Genomic DNA, 21,403 nt, shown 5'->3' with positions numbered 1-21,403 from the left:
GATCGAGCGCCGCCCGCGCGGCGCTTCGCGGCACAAGGCCGCTCCCACATCTGTTTCGGGCCAGTTAATCCTGTGCCAGAGGCGCGCGCCCCCTGGTGCATGGCTGGATATCGATGAAAGGCAGTGGTGTCCCCTCGATATGGCATGGAACAAACAAGGCGGACAGCGGCAACCTCACAGGAACAACTGGCTCGAAACAGATGTGGGAGCGGCCTTGCGCCGCGAAGCGCCGCGCGGGCGGCGCTCGATCTCACAGGCGCTGAAAATGTTCAGGCGATCACCTAAGCAACACACCCCTCAACCAGAAAACCACTGCCGCAACAGCCGCCGCGCTTCCTGCGAGCCCTGCCCCGCCGCCAGCTCCAGCCAATACCGCGCCTGCTCCGGCTCGCTCTGCTGGCACAACTGCGCATATTCCAGCTGCGCACGCCGGTCGCCGGCACGGGCGGCCTGGCGCAGCAGGTCATGGCCGATGCGCCGGTCGCGGGCATTGCCGCAGTCACGGCATAGCATCTGCCCGAGACGGCTTTGCGCGACCACAACGCCCTGGCGCGCCGGCTGTTTCAACAGCCGCCCGGCCAAGTGTTTGACCTGGGGCTTGTCACCCAGGCGCGGGCTATCAAGCAGCCACAAGGCCACTTTCAGGGAAAACCGTTTGCCGGGAGGTGCGGGTGTCGAGACAGCGGGGCTGGCGAGGTGTTTACTGCGGAACTTCATGAGCAACAGGTTTGGCAACTCGAAAGGCGCGCCACTCTACTCTTTTTTTTTTGCCCTGGCCCATAGATTTATGGAGGATTGAAAAAAAATTTCAATGATCTTTTCTTGACGTTTACGGGTGCATGACCAACCGGTCTATCGGCGCATGTGGATTGTCGGACAGTTCACCCCGTTGCTGGCACACCCGTGCTAGAGCAAGCGCCCGGGACAATCCACAGTTCCTGTGGATAACTCGGTGGACAACCCCCTTACACACCCCGCAAAGCCCCGTGAATTGGGGGCTTCGGTCAAACTGACGATTTTTTCACCAGCTAAGAAAAGTGTTTTTTTTCATTGACTTAACCGCCCAGTCAAGGCATTGGCGAAGCGGGAGTGAGGTGTTGCCAAGCTGTTACAGGCGTTGCCCCGAATGTGAACAAGTGCCCCATCAACCTTCATTTGAGTGCACGAAAAGCATACATCAGCGTGGATACGGGCCATTTGCCCCCTCTTCCCAGCGGCGCAAATACGCGCCATAATGCACGGCTCACCTGATCAAACGTAGCGCTTGCCAAGCACCTGCGCTTTTGTTAAGGTGCGCCTCGTTAGTACCAAGCTGAAAGTCAATTCGGGCCAAAATGTCCTTGCAGACCCCGCTCCTCCCAAGAGTCGCGCTGCTGAAACCAGGACCGGCCAATTCGATGATTCACTCGCCAGCCTTGCGCTGTTCAAGCACGAATCACGTGACAGATTGATCAGGATTCCACTCGACGGCCTAGAACCTTGGCCCCGGCGTGCTGCCTGCCTTCTGAAGTACCTACCAGTCAGCCCAAGCGCCCACCTTTGATTGCGCTCTCTCTGGCTGCCCTGTTCCAGTCAGGTTCGTTCGTCCCTTAATAAAGGCGTCACTGGAACGTTTCTATCATGCACGGATCATAACCCCCGTGTTTAAAGCAGGAACCTCCAACAATATGCAAACTCATCACAAAATTCAGGCTGCCATTGGCACCCTCTCCCAGGCCTTCTCGCCGTTGAAGTGCCTTATCGTTGCCCCACGCAAGGGCAGCTTCAGCTTTACCCTGGTGGACGAACACGGCGTCGCCCGCCACACCGAGCGCCTGTACCCTGAACAGTACAGCCGCAATGAACCGCTGCAGGCGGTGATCGCCCGGACGCGCCAGTCGCTCACTGCGTGAGCGGCGAATACCGCGGCATTCAAGCGCTGAATCATCCCATCGCAAGCCTGCCTGAACGTTCTTGGCATAATTGCCTTAGGGCATATAGCCCGGAATCTCAGGCAGTAATCGATTTAAAAACAGCTCTTTACACCACGATTATCACACTACACTTCAACTCGAGCGGTGCTTGCCGCTTCCGGCGGGCCTGATCATTCACCAGCTGCCAAGCTCCAGCGCCCGTCCGGCCCTTTACTGCTCGAGGGCATCATGGGTATCGCGGCGAATGAATTGTGTCAGTATGTGATCCGACCCACCCTGGTCTACCTGAACCGTCACTGCGCCAGCGCCGAAGCCTTGTTGCTGGGCATCGCCGCCAGCCAGTCGGCACTCGGCTCAGCCCTGCACGACCGACGCGGGCACGGCCTGTACCGTATCGGGGAGCATCGCCACCAGGCGCTATGGGACGACTACCTCGCCCGTGACCCCGACCTGGCCAGCATGATCCGCGGCCTGGCCAGCCAGCACGCCTTCCTGGGCGGCCCGCACCTGGAACTCACGGTCAACCTGCGCTACTCCACTGCCATTGCCTGGATGCTCATCGAAGAGCAGGCAACGCCGTTACCGGCCGTTGACGATTTGTTGGCACAGGCACGGATCTGGCGACAGATTTTCAACCCCCAAGGCCGCTTACGCGACTTCACCCATGCCTGGCATGCCTGCATAGATCAGCAATTGCCCCAGGCATCTTAAGACACGTCCTACAGCTTTACCGGAAAAAATGGAATTTTGGTCGGATTGTCCTACAAAACCGCTCTATCTCCTGCGATTGAGGCTATAGCGCGGCGCGTGATTTGTTGGTAGCTTTTCGCCCCGGAGATCCCAAGGAGTTTTCTAATAATGAAAAAAGTAATGCTCAAAACCTCCCTAGCCGTTGCTGTCACCCTGGCATCCAGCCAACTGTTCGCTGCGGGCTTCGCCCTCAACGAGCAAAGCATCAGCAGCATGGGCACAGGTTTCGCGGGACGTTCTTCTTCTGCCGAAGATGCCAGCACCGTGTTCGGCAACCCTGCCGGCATGTCCCGCCTCAAGCGCGAACAAGTTACCGTGGGCGGCGCCGCCGTCATCGCCAAGTCCGACATCTCGGGCCCGGGCAGCAACCTCGGGGGGGAAACCGATGGTGACATGGTGCCGTTCGTTGGCGTCCCCATGGGTTACTACGTCAAGCCGATCGACGACCACTGGAGCGTCGGCTTCGGTATCTACGTACCGTTCGGCCTGGTAACCGACTATGGCAGCGATGACGCCGCCCGTTACTGGGGTAAAAAGAGCCACGTTCAGGTCGTCACGTTCCAGCCAACTGTCAGCTATGCCTTCAACGACAAGGTCTCGATCGGTTTCGGTCCAACCATCAACCGCATCGAAGGGGAACTGGGCTCTAGCCTGATCAACCCGTTCACTCCGGGCCGTAATGACGGCGAAGTGAAGATCAAAGGTGACGATACTGCCGTTGGTTACAATATCGGCCTGCTGGTGCAAGCCACTGACCGCACGCGTGTCGGCCTGACCTACCACTCGATGGTCGACTACAAGCTAGAGGGCAAGACCCGCGTCAGCACCCCGCTGATCGGGCCGTTCAACGGCAACAAGTTCGACGCCACGCTTAAGATCAAGACGCCGGAATCGGTTGACCTTTCGGTTACCCATGAACTGGACGACCAGTGGACTTTGTACGCGGGCAGCACCTGGACGCGCTGGAGTCGTCTGGAAAACATCACCGTGCAGAACGATGTCCCGGCACCACTGGCAGGTTCTGCGTTCCAGACCATTACCGAAGAGCAGAACTGGCATGACACCTGGGCACATGCCATTGGTGCGTCGTACAAGGTCAACAAGGAGTGGGTACTGCGTACCGGCTTCACCGTCGACCAGTCGCCGACCAACAACCATGACCGTTCGCCACGCATCCCGACTGGCGACCGCAAGGTCTTCAGCCTGGGTGCCGGCTGGAGCCCGAATGACGACATGACCATCGACGTGGCCTACTCCTACCTGTGGGAAGAGGACACCAAGGTCAATCTGGTCAGCGCGACCAAGGGCAGCTACCAGGCCAAGTACGAGAACAGCGCTCACGGTATTGGTGCGTCGCTCACCTACCGCTTCTGATTCGTACGCGCCCTACCAAAAAACCGCCCTCGTGGCGGTTTTTTCATGCCTGCACCTGCCAGCTGTCCCCCAGGCTTTCGCGTAGATAGCCCATGAACACGCGGGCCTTGGTGGTCATGGCAAAGCGGTCGGCCAGGCACAGGTAGATATCCATCGGTTCGGTCTGGGCGTAAGCCTGGCCGCTGTCGCTGTACTCGAACAGCGGTACCAGTGCGCCAGAAGCAAGGTGCGGCCGCACCATGAACTCGGCCAGGCGGGTGATGCCGCCGTCGTGCAGGGCCATCTGGGTCAGGGCATCGATGTCATCGCTGATGAGCACGCTGCCGAAAACCGGCTCAAATCGCAGCCCGTCACGCATGAACCCCCAACGCAGGAAGCGGCCATCCACCGGGTAGCGGAACACCAGGCAACGGTGATCGCGCAAAGCCTCGGGCGTGGTCGGCACGCCGGCGCTTTGCAGGTAGCCGGGTGAGGCACAGCAAATGAACGGGATACGGGCGATGTGCCGGGCCAGCAGCTGGTCTTCCAGTTGCGGGGTGATGCGCAGGCTTACGTCGACGTCTTCACGGGCATGGTTGACGCGGCGGTCAGTCGTTATCAATTCTATCGAAAGCAGTGGATAGCGGGCGCTGAAAGCCGGTATCAATGGCGCCAGGACGTGACGGCCGAAGGCTGAGGTCGAGGCAATGCACAGCCGACCCTGGGGTTCACTGTCGGGGGTGGTAACGGCCTGCTCGGCCTGGGCCAGGTCGCGCTCGATATGGCTGACGCGCTGGTAATACTGGGTACCAGCTGGGGTAAGGGCCATGCTGCGGGTGGTGCGGCTGAGCAAGCGTACTTGCAGGTGGCTTTCCAGGCGGGCCAGGTTTTGGCTGACTGCAGCCGGGCTGAGGCCGAGGTTTCGGGCGCCAGCGACGATGCTGCCGGCTTCGACCACCTTGATGAAACAGCGGATGGCGTTGAGCAGGTCCATGGGGAGGCTCTTGGATTCGTAAGGATTTCTTTATAAAGAACTCAATCCTGCTGGTCTACTGCTGCCGTTGTGCGCGTTGTTAACCTGCACCTCCACTCACCCTTCAGGAGTTTGCATGAGTAACCTGTCCCAAACGCGCAGCCGCCGTAAATTGCATGCAGGTGCCACGCCATATGTTTTTGCTTTCTACATGTCGTCGATCATGGCGCTGTTGATGTGCTTCGTGATTACTGCGGCGAATGCCGGGGTGACTCCGGAGTATCTGAGCAATGTGTTGAAGGCTTACCAATTGGCGATGCCGGTGGCGTTTGTTTGTGTGTTGATGGTGAGGCCGGTGGTGGTGAGGTTGGTAGCGTTTACGGTGCATACGAAGTAACGCCGGGCTCGGCCCTTGACCTTGACCTTGACCTTGACCTTGACCTTGACCTTGACCTTGACCTTGACCTTGACCTTGACCTTGACCTTGACCTTGACCTTGATCTTGATCTTGATCTTGATCTTGATCTTGATCTTGATCTTGACCTTGATCTTGACCTTGACCTTGACCTTGACCTTGATCTTGATCTTGATCTTGATCTTCGCGACTTCAGGAGGCCGAGCGAAGGGCTTGCGGAGGGAGGTGACGGGCATGGATGCCCGTCAAGCGCTGAGGCCCCATGGATGGGGCCTGCAGCGCGTACTCCCGGGAGCAAGCCCGTAGCGAGGGAACCCCGGAGCGAAGCGTAGGGGCCGGATGATGGGAGCGCAGCGTTTTTTGGTTACTTTTTGTCGCGTCTGACAAAAAGTGACTCGCCGTAAGGGCGAAAAGGTGAGCAAGCGTCGACATTGCAAATGGACGTTTCGCTTTATCAAAACCGGCGCTTAAGCTTCTGAGCTTCTGAGCTTCTGAGCTTCTGAGCTTCTGAGCTTCTGAGCTTCTGAGCTTCTGAGCATCTAAGCTGTGGGCACTCACATCGAGTAGACATTCATTCGCGCAAGTGGCGCTTAGTCACCTTTCCGCCCTTACGGCGGGTCACTTTTTGTCAAACGCGACAAAAAGTAACCAAAAAACGCTGGCTCCCGTCATCCGGCCCCTGCGCTTCGCTCCGGGGTCCCCTCGCTACGGGCTTGCTCCCGGGAGTACGCGCTGCAGGCCCCATCCATGGGGCCTCAGCGCTTGACGGGCATCCATGCCCGTCACCTCCCTCCGCAAGCCCTTCGCTCGGCCTCCTGAAGTCGCAATCTGTGTCGCCTGGACTATCGCGCGCTTAGAAGCAAAAGCAACGGCAAGAGCAAGAGCAAGAGCAAGAGCAAGAGCAAGAGCAAGAGCAAGAGCAAGAGCAAGAGCAACCAACAGCGGCAGCCAGGTTACTGCTGCGAGGCGATGGCCTTTTCAATAGCTGCCCGGAACTCCGGATCATCCGGTTTGGTCAGGCTGGAGAAGTTACCGATCACCTTGCCCTTGCGATCAACAACATACTTGTAGAAATTCCACTTCGGCGCACTGCTCTGGCTAGCCAGCTCGGCAAACAACGGTATCGCATCCTTGCCCCGCACCGCCTGCGTCTTGGTCATGGTGAAAGTAACACCATAATTGGCATAGCAGACCTTGGCCGTCTTCTCGCTATCGGCGTCTTCCTGCTTGAAGTCATTGGACGGCACACCCAGCATTTCCAGGCCCTGCTCGTGATACTCCTTGTAGGTCGCCTCCAGCCCCTCGAACTGTGGCGCAAAACCGCAATAGCTGGCCGTGTTCACCACCACCAGCGGCTTGCCGGCAAACCGCTCGCACAGTTCGACCTGCCCCTTGCCGCGCAACTCCGGCAAACTGCCCTGCAACAACGCAGGGCAGTCGGCAGCCCAGCTCGATGCGCTGGCAAGCAAGGCCAGCACCGGCACCGTCAACCAATGTGCACGCATGTCAGTTTTCTCCCGCATGACAATCCTTGAGCTTGCAGGGTAGCGCCAGTTACTCCCTCGTGCCCACCCTGCATCACGGAGCAATCGTCAATGCTTTGGGATATAATGCCCGCTCCACAACACTGAACGAGTCAAGCAATGGCCCCGATCAGTCTCCAAGCCAAGAAAGCCCACGCTGCCAGCAAGCGTCGCTCCAACTATGCGGCAAGCCTGCGCCTGGAAGGGTTTGCCACCTCTGCTGACGATGCCCAGGCACCCCTGCCAAGCAAAGAGGATGTACTCAGGACATTCCTCAAGCAAACACGCTGATGCGCGATAAATATGGCATTGAGCACGACCCCTACTGCTATCCCGGCGGCCATACACTTCGGAACAAGCTCGGTATAGAGGACGATAATCGTCTAGAGCAGGCTGAACGATTGTTGACCGCAATTGCAGCAGATCATATCGAGTTTGAACTGCCTCCATACGATCTGGGTTATTTGCGCAAAATCCATGCAGCGCTCTTCTTCGATCTCTATGACTGGGCAGGGCAGCTCAGGACCGTCGCCATTTCCAAGCAAGACACGCGTTTCTGCCAGCCTGAATTCATGGAAAGGCAGGCAGCTCTGGTATTCAAGCGCATGGAGGCCGCTCAGTGGTTCGAACAAGCGCCTCGCAGCGAACTGATCGCCTTGATCGCCGACGAATATTCCGAGCTCAATGTTGTTCACCCTTTCAGGGATGGGAACGGACGAGCACAGCGCATACTTTTCGAGCATGTCATCTACAACGCAGGCTATGACGTAAGCTGGTGGGCGGTTGAGCCAGACCAATGGCTAGCGGCCAATATTGCGGCTTATCACTGCGATCTAGAACCCCTCACGGCAATTTTCGACCGCTGCATTGGCGGCCCTATCACCTAACAAACACTCATGCCCAGTTGCATCAACGCCATACCGCCCTGGTGCCAACCCCACCACACCAACGCGAGCAGCAACAGCGCGGCAACGGCCAGCAGCCCGCGGGCCAGATAGCGGTTCATGCGGCTTGGGCCTGCAAGCGGGCAACCGGGCGCTCGCGCACCGGCCAGTTCAGGGCCGCGGCCAGCAGGCTGAGCAGGATGGAAATCTGCCAGACCAGGTCGTAGCTGCCAGTGCGGTCATACACCACCCCGCCCAGCCAGCCCCCCAGAAACGCACCCAACTGGTGGAACAGGAATACGATCCCACCCAGCATCGACAGATTGCGCACGCCAAACACAGTGGCAACGGTGCCATTGGTCAACGGCACCGTGGACAACCACAGCAGGCCCATGGCGATGCCGAACAGGTAGGCACTGAACTGGCTCACCGGCGCCCACAGGAACAGCACGATGACCACCGCCCGCAGCAGGTAGAGCGCGGTCAGCAGGCGCGGCTTGGACATGCGCCCGCCCAGCCAACCCGCGGTGAAGGTACCGACGATGTTGAACAGCCCCACCAGCGCCAGCACCGTAGTGCCGGTGGTCGCGGCCAGGTGCTGGTCGACCAGGTAGGCCGGCAGGTGCACACCGATGAACACGACCTGAAAACCACAGACAAAGAAGCCCAGCGCCAGTAGCCAGAAACCGGAGTGCGAGCACGCCTCGCGCAACGCCTGGCCGAGTGTTTGTTCGGCGCCATGGCTGGGTAACGGGCGGTCGCGCAGCATGCCCACGAAAGGCACGATGAACGCCACCATCACCCCCAGTACCAGCAACGCTGTCGACCAGCCCAGCCACTGGATCAGGCCAAGGGTGCCTGGCAACATGGCGAACTGGCCGAATGAACCGGCAGCACTGGCGATGCCCATGGCCATGCTGCGCTTCTCGGCAGGCACCGCCCGGCCGACCACACCAAGAATGACCGAGAACGAAGTGCCGGACAGGCCGATGCCAATCAGCAAGCCCGCGCTCAGCGACAGCGACCAGGCCGAGTCGGCCATGCCCATCAAAATCAAGCCGACGGCGTAAAGAATACCGCCGATGATCACCACTCGCGCCGCCCCCAGGCGGTCGGCCAAAGCGCCAGCGAACGGTTGCGCCAGCCCCCAGATCAGGTTCTGCAAGGCAATGGCGAAGGCAAATACCTCACGGCCCCAGCCAAAATCAGCGCTCATGGGCGCCAGGAACAGGCCGAAACCGTGCCGCACACCCAAGGACAGCGCCAGGATCAACGCCGCCCCTACCAATACCCACCCGCTGGTTCGCCACACCGAAGTCATTGTCGTTATCTCCAGCACATCGCAAGGTTTTTACGGGTATATACCCGCTTATAGTCGTATCAATTCAGGCTAATTGGCCCAACAAGCGCACCAGTTCATCGCGCGGCCCTACCCCCAGCCGCTCCACCAATTCCGCTTGCGCCTGTTCCCAGGCAGGGTAAGCCGCCTGTAGCAGTTGCGTACCTGACTCGGTCAACAGCACAACGCGGTTGCGCTGGTCATCACCATCGGCCAACGCCACCAGCCCTTCGGCCTCAAGTACCCGCAGGTTGCGGCCCAGGGTACTGCGCTCCAGGCCCATGGCCTCGGCCAGGGTGGTGATGCTGGGGCGGTCGAGCCGCTGCAGGTGCCGAAGCAAGGAAAACTGCGCAACATTCACCCCGAAGCCGGCAAGGGCCTCGTCGTAATGCCGGCTCACCCCACGGGCGGCTCGACGTAGATGGGTACAGATACATTCACTGGTCAGCATGGATACGTGTATATACCCGCACCGTAAGTGTTGCAATAAATTTCACGACTGACGGGGCGCTTCAATCGGGGCTCAAGCGCCGACGGATCGGTTCGAATTCCAATGTGGCCTTGCGTGCCAGCGGGTCGGGGGCGCCTTGCTCGCTAGCCTGCCAGTAGCGCCACGGCACCTTGGCCGAACCCAGTTCGTAATCCATGCCGTCCCAGTTGTCTTCGCGAAAGCTGTAAAACGCCCAGTGCAACAGGTTGCGCTCCATCACCCTGAGCACGTCCTCCAGGTACTGGCGGCAGCCCGGCAACCGGCGCATGCAGCCAAACTCACCCACTACCAGGCGTGAGCGCGGCACGTTCATGGCATCAGCCCACTCCAGCGGTTGCTGCAGATACTGCCCTACGCGTAGTCCATCCCACTGCTGCGTTTGCCCGGCGAAGGGCGCGGGGCCGGGATAGGCGATGGGTTGCTTGCGCGACATGTTGGGCGCGCTAGTCACCAGATAGGGCTCGTACATATGCACGCTGTACAGCACCCGCTGATCGTTCAAGGGTGCAGGCCAGTATCCAAAGGCATCCGCAGCTGCGAACCAGCCAGCATCGACCATGATAGGCGTGTCGGCATCCTGCTCACGAATGGCCGCTATCAGTTGCCGATACAGCGCAGGCAGATCACGCGCACCGCCTTGTTCGCGCGCATACCACTGCTGCATCTGCCCAAGGTCGGCATGCTCGGCCAGGTCGCTCTGTTTTTCCGGCGCCGGCTCATTGATCAGGTTGTAGGCAGCAATGGCCGGGTGCCCTTTCAGTTCACGCGCCATGTCCCGCCAGAAGCCCGCAGCCTGCAACCAATAGCGCTTGTCCTGCCACAAACGGTCATCGAATTGGCCCTGATTGTTTTGCGACCAGCGCATGCCCGGGAGCGAAAGTGGCGCAATGACCACCTTGAGCCCGGCCTGATGGGCACGGTCGAGGGTAGCGCGCAGCGTGGCCAAGTCGGCATCGGGCAGGCCGTCATAGGCATCGGCGTTGCCGAGAAGGAAATCACGGTCCGCCGGTTGCCATTTGTCGTAGGAAAGCCGCACCCAGGTCGCACCATAGCCGCTCAAGGCATCGAAATAGGCTTGGTCAGGCGGCAACCGGTTGAAGCTGTTGCCGCCGTGACGAGGGGTGTCCCAGAAAGCCATGAGATCGGCAGCTGTGGCGGCGGCCGCGATGACCATCAGCAATGCAGTGAGGATGAATTGACGCATAATCAGACACTCGCCGCTTATTAGCGAAGCCAACGAGCATAGGCCAGCTGAAAGGTATCGGCTGATCATGATTGATTTCAGGAAATTGCTGGCGGTGCATGGCACCGGCGTTGCCGGTGTTCGCGGCTAAAGCCGCTCCTACAGGTACTCGGTAAGCTCTGCGATCGCGCAAGTTTCAGGACCCCAATGCCAACCCCAGCACCACGGTCAGTTCCAGCAGTTCCAGCAATGCACCAGCCGTATCCCCGGTAGTCCCGCCCAGGCGCCGGCACATCAGCTGCCGCAACCAGGCAAACACCGCCAGTGCCAGCAACACCACCCACCCGCCCAGCAGCAGGCAGAGCAGCGCACAGGCTGACAACACCCACCCGGCTGCACGCCGGGGCAGATGCTCGGCCAACGCCTGGCCCAGGCCACCTGGCCGCACATAGGGGGTGCAGAGAAACAAGCCCAGCATCGCTGCCCGCCCGATCAGCGGTGCCAACAGCCACTGCGCCCCAATGCCCCGTTCAACCAGCACCCACAAGGCACAGAACTTCAACAGCAGCACCAGCACCAGGGTCACCACGGCAATCGGCCCGCTGCGCGGGTCCTTCATGATGCGCAAGGTGCGCTCACGGTCGCCGAAACCACCCAGCCAGGCATCCGCACTGTCCGCCAGCCCATCCAGGTGCAAGGCGCCGCTGAGCAGCACCCACAGCGTCAGCAGCAACGCCGCCTGCAAGGCTGCAGGCGTACCTTGCAGCAGGTGGCTGGCCAGCCACAACAGCAGGCCGAACAGCAGCCCGACCAGCGGGTAGTACAGCAGCGAACGCCCCACCTCACGCGGTGCCGGCATACCCGGCAGGCTCACCGGCAGGCTGCTTAGAAACTGCAAGGCAATCCAGAACGGCAACATCTCAGTGCTCCTCGATCAGCTGCCCGTCGTCACCCGCCACCAGCCGCATCAATGCGCCGTGCCCGACTTCGACCTGCAGCAGTTGTTCTTTGGGCAAGCCACGAGCGCGGGCCAGCAAAAGCCGCATCACGCCGCCGTGGGTGACCAACAGCACGTGTTTGCCGGCATGCTGCAGGCGCAAACGTTCGACAGCCGCCAGCACCCGATCGGCGAACACTTCGACCGGCTCGCCATTGGGGGGCGTGAAGGCGTAAGGGTCTGCCCAGAAAAGCCCCAGGGCATCTGCCTGGTCCTCCATGATCTGCGCAGCGCTACGGCCCTCCCAATCGCCGAAATGCAACTCCTGCAAGGCGGGCTCACGCTGTACCGGCAGCTTCAACCGTGCCCCCAGCTCATCGGCAAACCGCCCACAGCGCTGCAGCGGCGAGCTGACCAGCACCTGCCACGGGCCTGCCTCGGCCACGGCACTGCGCATTTGTGCCCAGCCCTTGTCGGTCAGGGCATCGTCCAGGCTGCCACGCAGGCCGCCCTGCTCCGTTTCCCCATGGCGCAGCAGGTCGAGGATCATGCCGGGCGGTCCGCCACTGCAGCCTCGGCAAAGGTCGCCATCTGCCCATGCAGCGCACAGGCCAAGCGCAACAGTGGCACCGCCAGGGCAGCACCACTGCCCTCGCCCAGGCGCAAGCCCAAGGCCAGCAACGGCTCGGCCTGCAGCGCAGCGAGCAAGGCCTTGTGCCCCGGCTCGGCACCTTGATGGGCGAACAGCAGCCAGGCCCGGCACTGCGGGTTAAGGCGTACCGCCACCAGCGCGGCAACGCTACAGATGAAACCATCGACCAGTACCGCGACGCCCGCCTGTGCGCAACCGATATAGGCACCCGCCAACGCTGCAATTTCGAAACCACCCACACAGCCCAAGACCTGCAACGGTTGCTCGGCACTCAGACCATGCAGGCGTAGCGCCTGCTCGATGACCTCCGCCTTGTGCCGCACCCCGGCGTTGTCCAGGCCGGTGCCCGGCCCGCTCAGTTCTGCCGCCGGGCAACCCAGCAGGACGCTGGCCAAGGCAGCGGCGGCCGTGGTGTTGCCAATGCCCATCTCACCACCGATGAACAACTGCGCGCCTTGCTCTGCTGCACGCAAGGCGCTGTCGCGGCCGGCCTGCAAGGCAGCTTGAAGCTGGTGCTCGGTCAGCGCTGGCTGGCGGGCAAAGTTGGCGGTGCCAGCGCCCAGGCGCAGATGACGCACACCAGGCAGCTCCAGTTGCAGGTCGATGGTGCCAAGGTCGACCACTTCCAGGCTGGCCTGCAGCTGCCGCGCCAGCACGCTGATCGCAGCACCGCCGCCGACGAAGTTGCGCAGCATCTGCCCGGTTACCGCCTGCGGGTAGGCCGAGATCCCTTCTTCGACCACGCCATGGTCACCGGCAAAAAGGGTGATCGCGGTGTTATCGAGGGCGGGGCGTTCTTGCCCCTGCATGCCGGCCAGCTGAATGGCCAGGCCTTCCAGCTGGCCCAGCGAGCCGGCCGGTTTGGTCAGTTGCTGCTGCCGGGCGCGGGCCAGGGCCATGGCGGCGTTGTCGAGGGGTTGGCAGGGGGTTTGCCACCAGGGTTGGGTCATGGTCGATGGGCCTGTTTGGGGTTGAGAAAGGGTGTGGTGGGAGATGTTGGGTTGAGAGGTGTTGGGCTGAAAGGTGTTCGCCGGGAGATTTTCAGCGCCTGTGAGATCGAGCGCCGCCCGCGCGGCGCTTCGCGGCACAAGGCCGCTCCCACATTTGTTTCGGGCCAGTTCATCCTGTGCCAGGCGCGCGCGACCGCCTTGTTTGTACGACGCGATATCGAGCCATGCGCCAAGGGGCGCGCGCGCGAACCCCACAGGAATAATTGGCACGAAACAGATGTGGGAGCGGCCTTGTGCCGCGAAGCGCCGCGCGGGCGGCGCTCGACCTCACAGGCACCCAAAAACCCAAGCCAAGCACCTCCCATCCCACACACAATCTCACCCCCCACCCTCACAACCCCTCCCCTTTCAGCACCAACGGCAACCCCGCCACCGTCAACACCACCCGCTGACAGCGCTCAGCCACAGCCTGGTGCAACCACCCCGCCAGGTCGACGTAGCGCCGGGTCAACTCGCCCATCGGCACCACACCCAGACCCGTTTCGTTACTGACCAGAATCACCGTGCCCGGCAACTGCTCCAGGCAGTCCAGCAGGGCATCACGCTCTTGCGCCAAACGCTGCTCGTCTTCAAGCATCAGTAGGTTGGTCAACCACAGGGTCAGGCAATCCACCAGCAGGCAGCGCCCTGGCGCCGCTTTGGCGCGTAACACCGATGCCAGCGCCAGGGGTTCTTCGATCAACCCCCACTCAGCTGGTCGACGCTGACGATGCAGCAGCACGCGTTCATTCATTTCACCATCCAGCGGCTGGCTGGTTGCGACGTAGGTCACTGGCAAGCCGCTGGCACTGGCCAGTTGCTCGGCCAGGCGGCTCTTGCCCGAGCGGGCGCCGCCGAGGATCAAGTTGCGCATGTCAGGCCACCCCGCACAGTTGGCGCAGAAGCGCGGTGTCGAGGTGTTTTTCCACCAGGTCAGCCAGGCGCTCGATGTCGCGTTCGCGCAGGGCCTCGTAATCAATCACCTGCACATCCTCCAGCCCAGCCCAGCGCAACAAGGCTGCGCACGACTGGCTACCTTCGAACAGGCCGTGCAGGTAGGTGGCCAGCACCTGCCCGTCGGCACTGATGGCACCGTCGCAACGGCCATCGGACAATTGCACGGCAGGCTGCTCCAGGGCCGGGCCAGTAGTCACCCCGGCATGGATCTCGTAACCGGTAACCGCCGATGCCTCAAGGTTCAGCGTCCCGGCAACGTTACGCAACTGCTTCTCGGCTTCCAGCACCGTGGCATAGTCGAGCAGGCCAAGCCCCGGGCTTGAGCCGGCGGCCCCTTCGAGACCCAGCGGGTCATGCACCTGGTGGCCGAGCATCTGCAGGCCGCCGCAAATGCCGATCAGCTTGCCGCCATAGCGCAGGTGACGCTCGATGGCCTTGTCCCAGCCACGCTCGCGCAACTGTGCCAGATCGCCGCGCACGCTCTTGGAGCCCGGCAGGATGATCAGGTCGGCAGCCGGAATCGGCTGGCCCGGGCCGATGAACTGCAGGTCCACCTGCGGGTGCAGGCGCAGCGGGTCGAAGTCGGTGTGGTTGCTGATGCGTGGCAGCACCGGCACGATCACCTTGAGCACCCGCTCATGCTTGGCGCCCTGACGCACATCGATGCCGTCTTCGGCTTCCAGGTGCAGGTCGGTGACGTACGGCAGTACGCCGAGCACCGGTTTGCCGGTGCGCGCCTCCAGCCAGTCCAGCCCCGGTTGCAGCAGCGCAATATCGCCGCGGAAGCGGTTGATGACAAAACCTTTGACCCGCGCCTGCTCACTGGCCGACAGCAACTCCAGCGTGCCCACCAGATGGGCGAACACGCCGCCTCGGTTGATATCGGCGACCAGGATCACCGGGCAGTCGACCGACTCGGCGAACCCCATGTTGGCAATGTCGCCGGCACGCAGGTTGATCTCCGCAGGCGACCCGGCCCCCTCGACCATCACCACCGGCCAGGCAGCGCTCAGGCGCTGGTGCGAAGCCAGCACCGCCTGCATGGCGATGGCCTTGTAGTCGTGGTAGGCCACCGCGTTCATGCAGGTGACGGCGCGCCCATGGATGATCACCTGGGCGCCGGTGTCGCTGTTGGGCTTGAGCAGCACCGGGTTCATGTCGGTGTGCGGCGCCAGCCGGCAGGCCTGGGCCTGTACCGCTTGGGCACGGCCGATTTCACCGCCATCGGCCGTTACCGCGCTGTTCAGCGCCATGTTCTGCGGCTTGAAAGGCACCACGCCGACGCCCTGGCGCAACAGCCAGCGGCACAACGCAGTCACCAGCGTGCTCTTGCCGGCGTCGGAGGTGGTGCCTTGCACCATGAGGGTGGTCATGCCGTTTCCTTTTGATAGTCCGCCAAGGCCAGGGCCAGGCGCTGTTCGTCCGCTTCGCAGGCAGGCAGCCCCAGACGCACCGCTGCCGGGTGTTCGAACAAGCGAACCAGGATGCCGCGCCGGGCGAGAAAGTCGTGCAGTTGGGCGGCGCGTTCGTTGCGCACGTACTGGAACAGGTCACAGCCGCCACTGGGCGCAAGGCCCGCGCCGCGCAGCACTGCCGCGAGCCTCTGGCTGGCGGCGGCGCAGCGCTCGGTTTGCACGTACTGGGTGGCTTGATCCGCCAGGCTGGCCTGCGCCAGTACCCGGGTCGGGCCGTTCACTGTCCACGGGCCAAGCAACTCGGCCAGGCGCAGCAGCAGGCTGTGCTCGGCAACGACGAAGCCCAGGCGCACCCCGGCCAGGCCGAAGAACTTGCCGAACGAGCGCAGCACGATCAGCCCCGGGCGCTCGGCGCAGTCCACCACACTGTGTGCCGGGGTGTTGTCCATGAACGCTTCATCGACCAGCAGCCAGCCACCGCGGGCAGCCAGGCGTGCATGCCAGGCCAGCAGGCGCTCACGCGGCACGCGGTGCCCGGTAGGGTTGTTGGGGTTGACCAGCACCAGCACATCAAGGTTGTCGAGCGTCGCCTCGACCTGCGCTTCATCCAGCTCCACCAACTGATGCCCTGCCCGTTGCCAGGCATACGGGTGCTCGGCATAGCACGGGGTCAGTACCCCTACCCGGCCGGCTGCGCGCAACAGCGGCAACGCCTGGATCGCGGCTTGGGAACCGGCCACCGGCAACAGTTGCCTGGCGCCATAATAGGTGCGGGCAGCGTCTTCAAGACCGTCTTCAGTCTCCGGCAGGCGCGCCCAGGCGTCCACGGGGATCGGCGGGATCGGGAATGACCAGGGCGCGATGCCGCTGGACAGGTCGAGCCACTGCTCACGAGCGATACCATATTGCCGCACCGCGCGTAGCAGGCGACCCCCGTGTTCAAGCATTGAGATAGGCCCCCAGGCAAATCACCAGCAGCCACAGCCAGACGCCGCGCTGCACCAGGCCCCAGCCGCGCTCGATGGCATCGGCATCGGCCACCGGCCCCTCACCCAGGCGCGGCCGCTCATGCAACTCGCCGTGGTACACCGCAGGGCCGCCAAGTTCAACGCCCAGCGCGCCAGCGCCGGCTGCCATCACTGGCCCGGCATTCGGGCTGTCCCACAGCGGGCCCTGCTTGCGCCAGCAGGCTAGCGCCAGGCGAGTCTTGCCCAGCAACGCATAAGTCAGCGCCACTAGCCTTGCGGGAATATAGTTGAGCACGTCGTCGATGCGTGCCGCGCACCAGCCGAAGCGCTCGAAACGTTCGTTGCGGTAACCCCACATGGCATCCAGGGTATTGCTCAGGCGGTAGAGCACCACGCCCGGCGCACCGGCCACCACGAACCAGAACAGCGCGGCAAACACCGCATCGCTGCCGTTCTCCAGTACCGACTCGGTGGCCGCGCGGGCCACAGCCGGCTCGTCCAGCTCGCGGGTTTCGCGGCTGACCAGAAAGCCGACCCGGCGTCGCGCTTCTTCCAGGTCGCCCTGGCGCAAGGCATTGGCCACCGGCAGCACATGCTCGCCCAGGCTACGCAGCCCCACCGCACAATACAGCGCCAGCACATCCACCAGCCAGCCGATGTAGGGCAGCCAAGACAGCACCAGCGCCACCAGGGTCAGCGGCACCACCGCCAGAAACCACGCGCTCACGCCGTGGCTGCGCCAACCGCGGCCGCCGGCATTCAGGCGGCGCTCGAGGTTACCGGCCATGTTGCCGAAGGCCACCAGCGGATGGCGGCGCTGCGGCTCACCGAGCAACGCGTCCAGCGCCACCCCGGCCACAGTCAGCAAGGCCACACTCATTGACGCTCTCCCCATTGGTTCTCAAAAAGCATTTCGCTCAAGGGCCGCGCTTCGGCCCAGTTTTCCTGTACCAGCATCGGCACCGGGTAGAACTCGGTGACCGGCCCCAGGCACAGCACCGCCACCGGCTTGGCGCCGGCGGGCATGCCCAGCAGCGCCGCCAGTTGCAGCGGATCGAACAGCGACACCCAGCCCATGCCCAGCCCTTCGCCGCGCGCTGCCAGCCACAGGTTCTGGATGGCACAGGCCAGCGAGGCCAGGTCCATTTCCGGCAGGGTGCGGCGGCCGAAGATGTGCGGCTCGCGGTTGTCCATCAACGCCGCCACCAGCAGCTCGGCACAGTCGTTGATGCCTTCCACCTTCAGTTTCATGAAGGCATCGGAACGCTCACCCAACGCGTCGGCAGTGCGCACCCGCTCCGCCTCCACCAGCGCCTGGATGCGCGTGCGCAGGTCGCGCTGGGTGATGCGGATGAAACGCCAGGGCTGCATCAGCCCGACACTGGGCGCCTGGTGCGCGGCAGCCAGCAAGCGGCCCAACAGCGCCGGCGCCACATGGCCACCGGCGAAATGGCGCATGTCGCGGCGCTCGCCGATGGCCCGGTAGATTGCGGCGCGTTCGGCGTCGCTGAAAGCGTGTTCGCTCATGGTCGCAACAGCGCCGCCGCCGCATCCGGGTTGGAAGGGAAGTAGAAATGCACGTAAGAGGCCGTCAGCCGCCCCAGCCGGTACACGGCTTCATTGCCGCGTCCGCCGTTGGGGCTCAGGCCGCGGGCGATCGGCTCCAGCGCGGTGCTGGTCAGCGAATGGTGGTAGGTATGCCCGCGCAGGGTGCCTTCCGGCAATTCCACCGCCTGCAAGGCCAAAGCCGCCAAACGCTTCTGCATGGTTGCCTCGCCCGCCAGCAGGCCAAGCAGTTCGGCGCGCTCGCCGGCCACATCGGTCAGGGCATCGAGCAGGTACAACATACCGCCGCATTCGGCCAGCAACGGCTTGCCCTGTGCATGGTGGGCACGGATCGCTTCGCACATCGGTGCGTTGGCAGCCAGCGCGTGATGGTGCAGCTCGGGGTAGCCGCCCGGCAGGTATAGGCTGTCTACTGCAGGCAGCACGCGGTCGTGCAACGGCGAGAAGAATTCCAGCTGGGCACCGAGGTTGCGCAGCAACTCGAGGTTGGCGCCATAGGTAAAGGCGAACGCCTCGTCCCGCGCCACGCCGATACGCACACCCGCCAACGAGGCGGCGCAGGCTTGCGGCACGGGTTCGGCAAAGCTTACCGGTGGCGGCAGTGCCGCGTCGCAACTGGCGCCCAGCGCCTCGGCGGCAGCGTCCAGGCGGGCATCCAGGTCATTCAGTTCACTGGCCTGGACCAGGCCCAGGTGACGGCTGGGCAGTTCGATACCGCGTTCGCGGGACAAACCGCCATACCAGCGCAAGCCTTCGGTCAGGCTGCCTTCCAGCAGTTGCGCGTGGCGCAGGCTGCCCACCCGGTTGGCCAGCACACCGGCAAACGGCAGGTCGGCCTGGTAACGCGCCAGGCCCAGGGCCAGTGCGCCAAAGGTCTGGGCCATGGCCGTGCCGTCGATCACCGCCAGCACCGGCACACCGAAGTGGCGCGCCAGGTCGGCGCTGGACGGGGTGCCATCGAACAACCCCATCACGCCTTCGATCAGAATCAGGTCGGCCTCACCAGCCGCTTCCCATAACAGCCGCCGGCTTTCCTCGGCGCCGATCATCCACAGGTCCAGCTGGTACACCGGCGCGCCGCTGGCCCGCTCGAGAATCATGGGGTCAAGAAAGTCCGGCCCACACTTGAACACCCGCACCTTGCGTCCGAGGTTGCGGTGCAGGCGAGCCAGTGCGGCAGTGACGGTGGTCTTGCCCTGGCCCGAAGCGGGTGCCGCAATCAGCACGGCGGGGCAATGGCGCGCCTGGCTCACAGTTCGACGCCCTTCTGTGCGCGGATGCCGGCCTGGAAGGCATGCTTGAGCATGCCCATCTCGGTCACGGTGTCGGCCAGTTCGATCATTTCAGGCTTGGCAGCGCGGCCGGTGAGAATCACGTGCTGCTTGGGCGGGCGGGCCTGGATGTCGGACAGCACCTGGTCAAGGTCGAGATAGCCGTGCTTGAGGGCGATGTTCAGTTCATCCAGCACCACAAATTGCACGCTTGGGTCCTGCAGCAACTGGCGCGATACCGCCCAGGCCGCTTCAGCGGCGGCGATGTCGCGCTGGCGGTCCTGGGTTTCCCAGGTAAAACCCTCGCCCATCACGTGGTAGCGCACCTGCTCGGGGAAGCGGCGGAAGAACAGCTCTTCTCCGGTGCTGTTGCGGCCTTTGATGAACTGCACCACACCGCACTGCATGCCATGGCCCAGGGCGCGCGCGAGCATGCCGAAGGCCGAGCTGCTCTTGCCCTTGCCATTGCCGGTCAGCACCAGCAGCAGGCCGCACTCGTTGGGGGAATTGGCAATACGTTCGTCGATGATCGCCTTCTTGCGCTGCATGCGCGCCAGGTGGCGTTCGTCGCGTTCGGTGGGTTCGCTCATCAGGGTTCTCCGCAGGCTGGCACCACGGCAAGGCGCGGCGGCAGGGAATAGGCAGGCAGACGGAGAACGCGCAGGGGCCATGGCAAGGCGCCATGGTGCACCGCGCATCACCCTCCGTGATGCCGTTGGCAGATATCAGGCCGGTCTCCGGGCTTGTGAGCGGGCCTTGGCCCTGGCCTGCGCGCCTTCCCGGGTGCTTGCACCCAGTGGCCCTGCGCGGCCGCGACTCACCTACCGTTGCGGGGGCAGCGCCGGAATCGCGCCATGCTGGCGCCCACCGGCTTCCCAGTTTCACCCTGCCCAGTCGGGGCTGGCAGGGCACCTGAAACACGCGCGAAGGTTAGAGGGTTGTACCCGGAGCGTCAATCGAAGCAGCCCCTCGTTGAATGGCCAAATCGCCAGGCTGTGCCACACTGATATCACATAGCCACTACTCGCGACTGTATGCCAACACAAACACAACAGGAGAGCTCAGCATGCGAGGCCTGATCATCAACAACGCCAACCTGCAGTTCCTCAGCCCGGCGCTGGAGCGCTGGGTCGATTGCATCGATCGCTTCAATCAGTTTGCCGGCGATGCCGAAGCCCCCTACTGGCACGGCGCCGCCGCCAATGCCGGGCTGCTGGCAGCAGCAGCCTGGCAGGCTGAACTGGCAGCCCTGCAGCAGTTTGCCGGCAAGAAGCAGCGCGACGAAGGTGAGCATGAAGGGCGTTGCGACCTGTCGATCAGCAGTGCTGACGAGGTGCTGTACCTCAGCGTCAGCCAGCGTTGGCCAAAGGTCGCCAAGCTGGACATGGCGACCGCCCTGCAAGAAACCGCAGCGCGCGCCCGTCAAGTGGCCTATCCCAGCCAGTTGAAGGCCGGGGCGCTGTTCGTCAGCCCGTGGAAGGCTGGCCACCATGCCAGCCCCGAAGAGCTGCAGGATCTGGTCGATGACCTGCAGAAGCACAGCGCCTGCGCCATCGCCTGGTACTTTCCGTATGCCTACCGCAAGTTGCATAACGAACTGGGGCAGTATTTTCCGGGGGTTGCGTTGTTGCTCAAGCAGGCTTAAGCCATCGCCGGGCTTTTGATCTGGCTTTTGATCTGGCTTTTGATCTTGGCTTTTGATCTGGCTTTTGATCTTGATCTTGATCTTCGCGACTTCAGGAGGCCGAGCGAAGGGCTTGCGGAGGGAGGTGACGGGCATGGATGCCCGTCAAGCGCTGAGGCCCCATGGATGGGGCCTGCAGCG

General features: G+C 62.9%; 25 protein-coding genes and 1 riboswitch. Of the genes, 7 read left to right on the top strand and 18 right to left on the bottom strand.

What is annotated here, in order from left to right; genetic code table 11:
- Window positions 1–297 precede the first annotated feature (297 nt).
- Complete coding sequence (locus ACI2KG_RS23495; protein WP_404663473.1) at window positions 298–717, bottom strand: tetratricopeptide repeat protein; 420 nt, start codon at window positions 715–717, stop codon at window positions 298–300.
- Window positions 718–1,667: 950 nt separating this feature from the next.
- On the opposite strand from ACI2KG_RS23495, the gene ACI2KG_RS23490 reads away from it, so the two are divergent.
- The 3 genes from ACI2KG_RS23490 to ACI2KG_RS23480 all read left to right on the top strand — a co-directional run bounded on the left by ACI2KG_RS23490 (window position 1,668) and on the right by ACI2KG_RS23480 (window position 4,037).
- Entirely contained in the window at window positions 1,668–1,892 is a 225-nt protein-coding gene (locus ACI2KG_RS23490; protein ID WP_201206973.1) for a hypothetical protein, read from the top strand.
- Window positions 1,893–2,141: 249 nt separating this feature from the next.
- On the top strand, window positions 2,142–2,624 hold the full coding sequence (locus ACI2KG_RS23485; protein WP_404663472.1) for a hypothetical protein: 483 nt from the start codon (window positions 2,142–2,144) through the stop codon (window positions 2,622–2,624).
- A gap of 147 nt (window positions 2,625–2,771) precedes the next feature.
- On the top strand, window positions 2,772–4,037 hold the full coding sequence (locus tag ACI2KG_RS23480) for an OmpP1/FadL family transporter (protein WP_404663471.1): 1,266 nt from the start codon (window positions 2,772–2,774) through the stop codon (window positions 4,035–4,037).
- A 43-nt stretch (window positions 4,038–4,080) separates the two neighbouring features.
- Here ACI2KG_RS23480 and ACI2KG_RS23475 read toward each other — a convergent pair whose 3' ends face one another.
- On the bottom strand, window positions 4,081–5,010 hold the full coding sequence (locus ACI2KG_RS23475; protein WP_404663470.1) for a LysR family transcriptional regulator: 930 nt from the start codon (window positions 5,008–5,010) through the stop codon (window positions 4,081–4,083).
- Window positions 5,011–5,125: 115 nt separating this feature from the next.
- Between ACI2KG_RS23475 and ACI2KG_RS23470 the strand changes: the two genes are divergently transcribed.
- The gene (locus ACI2KG_RS23470; RefSeq protein ID WP_404663469.1) at window positions 5,126–5,386 is read left to right on the top strand and encodes a DUF2798 domain-containing protein; all 261 of its coding nucleotides are present in this window, start codon (window positions 5,126–5,128) and stop codon (window positions 5,384–5,386) included.
- On the opposite strand, the gene ACI2KG_RS23465 is transcribed toward ACI2KG_RS23470, so the two are convergent.
- Window positions 5,293–5,640 (bottom strand): hypothetical protein, encoded by a 348-nt coding sequence (locus ACI2KG_RS23465; protein ID WP_404663468.1) that lies wholly within the window; start codon window positions 5,638–5,640, stop codon window positions 5,293–5,295. The genes ACI2KG_RS23470 and ACI2KG_RS23465 overlap by 94 nt on opposite strands.
- A gap of 717 nt (window positions 5,641–6,357) precedes the next feature.
- On the bottom strand, window positions 6,358–6,909 hold the full coding sequence (locus tag ACI2KG_RS23460; protein WP_400621843.1) for a glutathione peroxidase: 552 nt from the start codon (window positions 6,907–6,909) through the stop codon (window positions 6,358–6,360).
- A gap of 138 nt (window positions 6,910–7,047) precedes the next feature.
- Between ACI2KG_RS23460 and ACI2KG_RS23455 the strand changes: the two genes are divergently transcribed.
- Both ACI2KG_RS23455 and ACI2KG_RS23450 read left to right on the top strand, forming a co-directional pair.
- Entirely contained in the window at window positions 7,048–7,218 is a 171-nt protein-coding gene (locus ACI2KG_RS23455) for a YhfG family protein (protein ID WP_404663467.1), read from the top strand.
- Complete coding sequence (locus ACI2KG_RS23450) at window positions 7,218–7,814, top strand: Fic/DOC family protein (protein ID WP_404663466.1); 597 nt, start codon at window positions 7,218–7,220, stop codon at window positions 7,812–7,814. The genes ACI2KG_RS23455 and ACI2KG_RS23450 overlap by 1 nt, the downstream gene beginning before the upstream one ends.
- On the opposite strand, the gene ACI2KG_RS23445 is transcribed toward ACI2KG_RS23450, so the two are convergent.
- The 14 genes from ACI2KG_RS23445 to cobO form a co-directional block, all read right to left on the bottom strand.
- Window positions 7,811–7,933: a hypothetical protein gene (locus tag ACI2KG_RS23445; protein WP_268934213.1), complete on the bottom strand. Its 123-nt coding sequence runs from the start codon at window positions 7,931–7,933 to the stop codon at window positions 7,811–7,813. The two genes, ACI2KG_RS23450 and ACI2KG_RS23445, sit on opposite strands and share 4 nt — an antisense overlap.
- On the bottom strand, window positions 7,930–9,132 hold the full coding sequence (locus ACI2KG_RS23440; protein ID WP_400621846.1) for an MFS transporter: 1,203 nt from the start codon (window positions 9,130–9,132) through the stop codon (window positions 7,930–7,932). The genes ACI2KG_RS23445 and ACI2KG_RS23440 overlap by 4 nt, the downstream gene beginning before the upstream one ends.
- 64 nt (window positions 9,133–9,196) lie before the next feature.
- Window positions 9,197–9,601: a MarR family winged helix-turn-helix transcriptional regulator gene (locus tag ACI2KG_RS23435; RefSeq protein ID WP_201207822.1), complete on the bottom strand. Its 405-nt coding sequence runs from the start codon at window positions 9,599–9,601 to the stop codon at window positions 9,197–9,199.
- 61 nt (window positions 9,602–9,662) lie between these two features.
- The gene (locus ACI2KG_RS23430; RefSeq protein WP_404663500.1) at window positions 9,663–10,778 is read right to left on the bottom strand and encodes a glycoside hydrolase family 5 protein; all 1,116 of its coding nucleotides are present in this window, start codon (window positions 10,776–10,778) and stop codon (window positions 9,663–9,665) included.
- Window positions 10,779–11,019: 241 nt separating this feature from the next.
- The gene (locus ACI2KG_RS23425) at window positions 11,020–11,742 is read right to left on the bottom strand and encodes an adenosylcobinamide-GDP ribazoletransferase (protein WP_404663465.1); all 723 of its coding nucleotides are present in this window, start codon (window positions 11,740–11,742) and stop codon (window positions 11,020–11,022) included.
- A gap of 1 nt (window position 11,743) precedes the next feature.
- The gene (locus ACI2KG_RS23420; protein WP_404663464.1) at window positions 11,744–12,310 is read right to left on the bottom strand and encodes a histidine phosphatase family protein; all 567 of its coding nucleotides are present in this window, start codon (window positions 12,308–12,310) and stop codon (window positions 11,744–11,746) included.
- Window positions 12,307–13,362, bottom strand: coding sequence for a nicotinate-nucleotide--dimethylbenzimidazole phosphoribosyltransferase (gene cobT, locus ACI2KG_RS23415; RefSeq protein WP_404663463.1), 1,056 nt, complete (start codon window positions 13,360–13,362; stop codon window positions 12,307–12,309). Before cobT ends, ACI2KG_RS23420 begins: the two co-directional genes overlap by 4 nt.
- A gap of 391 nt (window positions 13,363–13,753) precedes the next feature.
- Window positions 13,754–14,275, bottom strand: coding sequence for a bifunctional adenosylcobinamide kinase/adenosylcobinamide-phosphate guanylyltransferase (gene cobU, locus ACI2KG_RS23410; protein WP_404663462.1), 522 nt, complete (start codon window positions 14,273–14,275; stop codon window positions 13,754–13,756).
- A gap of 1 nt (window position 14,276) precedes the next feature.
- Window positions 14,277–15,731, bottom strand: a complete 1,455-nt coding sequence (locus tag ACI2KG_RS23405) for a cobyric acid synthase (protein WP_404663461.1) — start codon at window positions 15,729–15,731, stop codon at window positions 14,277–14,279.
- A complete protein-coding gene (gene cobD / locus ACI2KG_RS23400; protein WP_404663460.1) occupies window positions 15,728–16,720 on the bottom strand; it encodes a threonine-phosphate decarboxylase CobD in 993 nt (330 codons plus the stop codon). The genes ACI2KG_RS23405 and cobD overlap by 4 nt, the downstream gene beginning before the upstream one ends.
- Window positions 16,713–17,621 (bottom strand): adenosylcobinamide-phosphate synthase CbiB, encoded by a 909-nt coding sequence (gene cbiB, locus ACI2KG_RS23395; RefSeq protein ID WP_404663459.1) that lies wholly within the window; start codon window positions 17,619–17,621, stop codon window positions 16,713–16,715. Before cbiB ends, cobD begins: the two co-directional genes overlap by 8 nt.
- Entirely contained in the window at window positions 17,618–18,268 is a 651-nt protein-coding gene (bluB, locus tag ACI2KG_RS23390) for a 5,6-dimethylbenzimidazole synthase (protein WP_400621870.1), read from the bottom strand. Before bluB ends, cbiB begins: the two co-directional genes overlap by 4 nt.
- Window positions 18,265–19,560 (bottom strand): cobyrinate a,c-diamide synthase, encoded by a 1,296-nt coding sequence (locus tag ACI2KG_RS23385; RefSeq protein WP_400621872.1) that lies wholly within the window; start codon window positions 19,558–19,560, stop codon window positions 18,265–18,267. Before ACI2KG_RS23385 ends, bluB begins: the two co-directional genes overlap by 4 nt.
- A complete protein-coding gene (gene cobO / locus ACI2KG_RS23380; protein WP_404663458.1) occupies window positions 19,557–20,168 on the bottom strand; it encodes a cob(I)yrinic acid a,c-diamide adenosyltransferase in 612 nt (203 codons plus the stop codon). Before cobO ends, ACI2KG_RS23385 begins: the two co-directional genes overlap by 4 nt.
- A gap of 120 nt (window positions 20,169–20,288) precedes the next feature.
- Window positions 20,289–20,509: riboswitch (cobalamin riboswitch) on the bottom strand.
- Window positions 20,510–20,644: 135 nt separating this feature from the next.
- Between cobO and ACI2KG_RS23375 the strand changes: the two genes are divergently transcribed.
- A complete protein-coding gene (locus ACI2KG_RS23375; protein ID WP_404663457.1) occupies window positions 20,645–21,223 on the top strand; it encodes a hypothetical protein in 579 nt (192 codons plus the stop codon).
- Window positions 21,224–21,403 lie beyond the last annotated feature (180 nt).

The sequence above is a fragment of the Pseudomonas sp. NPDC089407 genome, assembly GCF_044900445.1.
In the GTDB taxonomy this organism is placed as follows: Bacteria; Pseudomonadota; Gammaproteobacteria; order Pseudomonadales; family Pseudomonadaceae; genus Aquipseudomonas.
The sequence above is the reverse complement of the archived record's forward strand: the minus strand, read 5'-3'. Positions and strand labels throughout refer to the sequence as shown.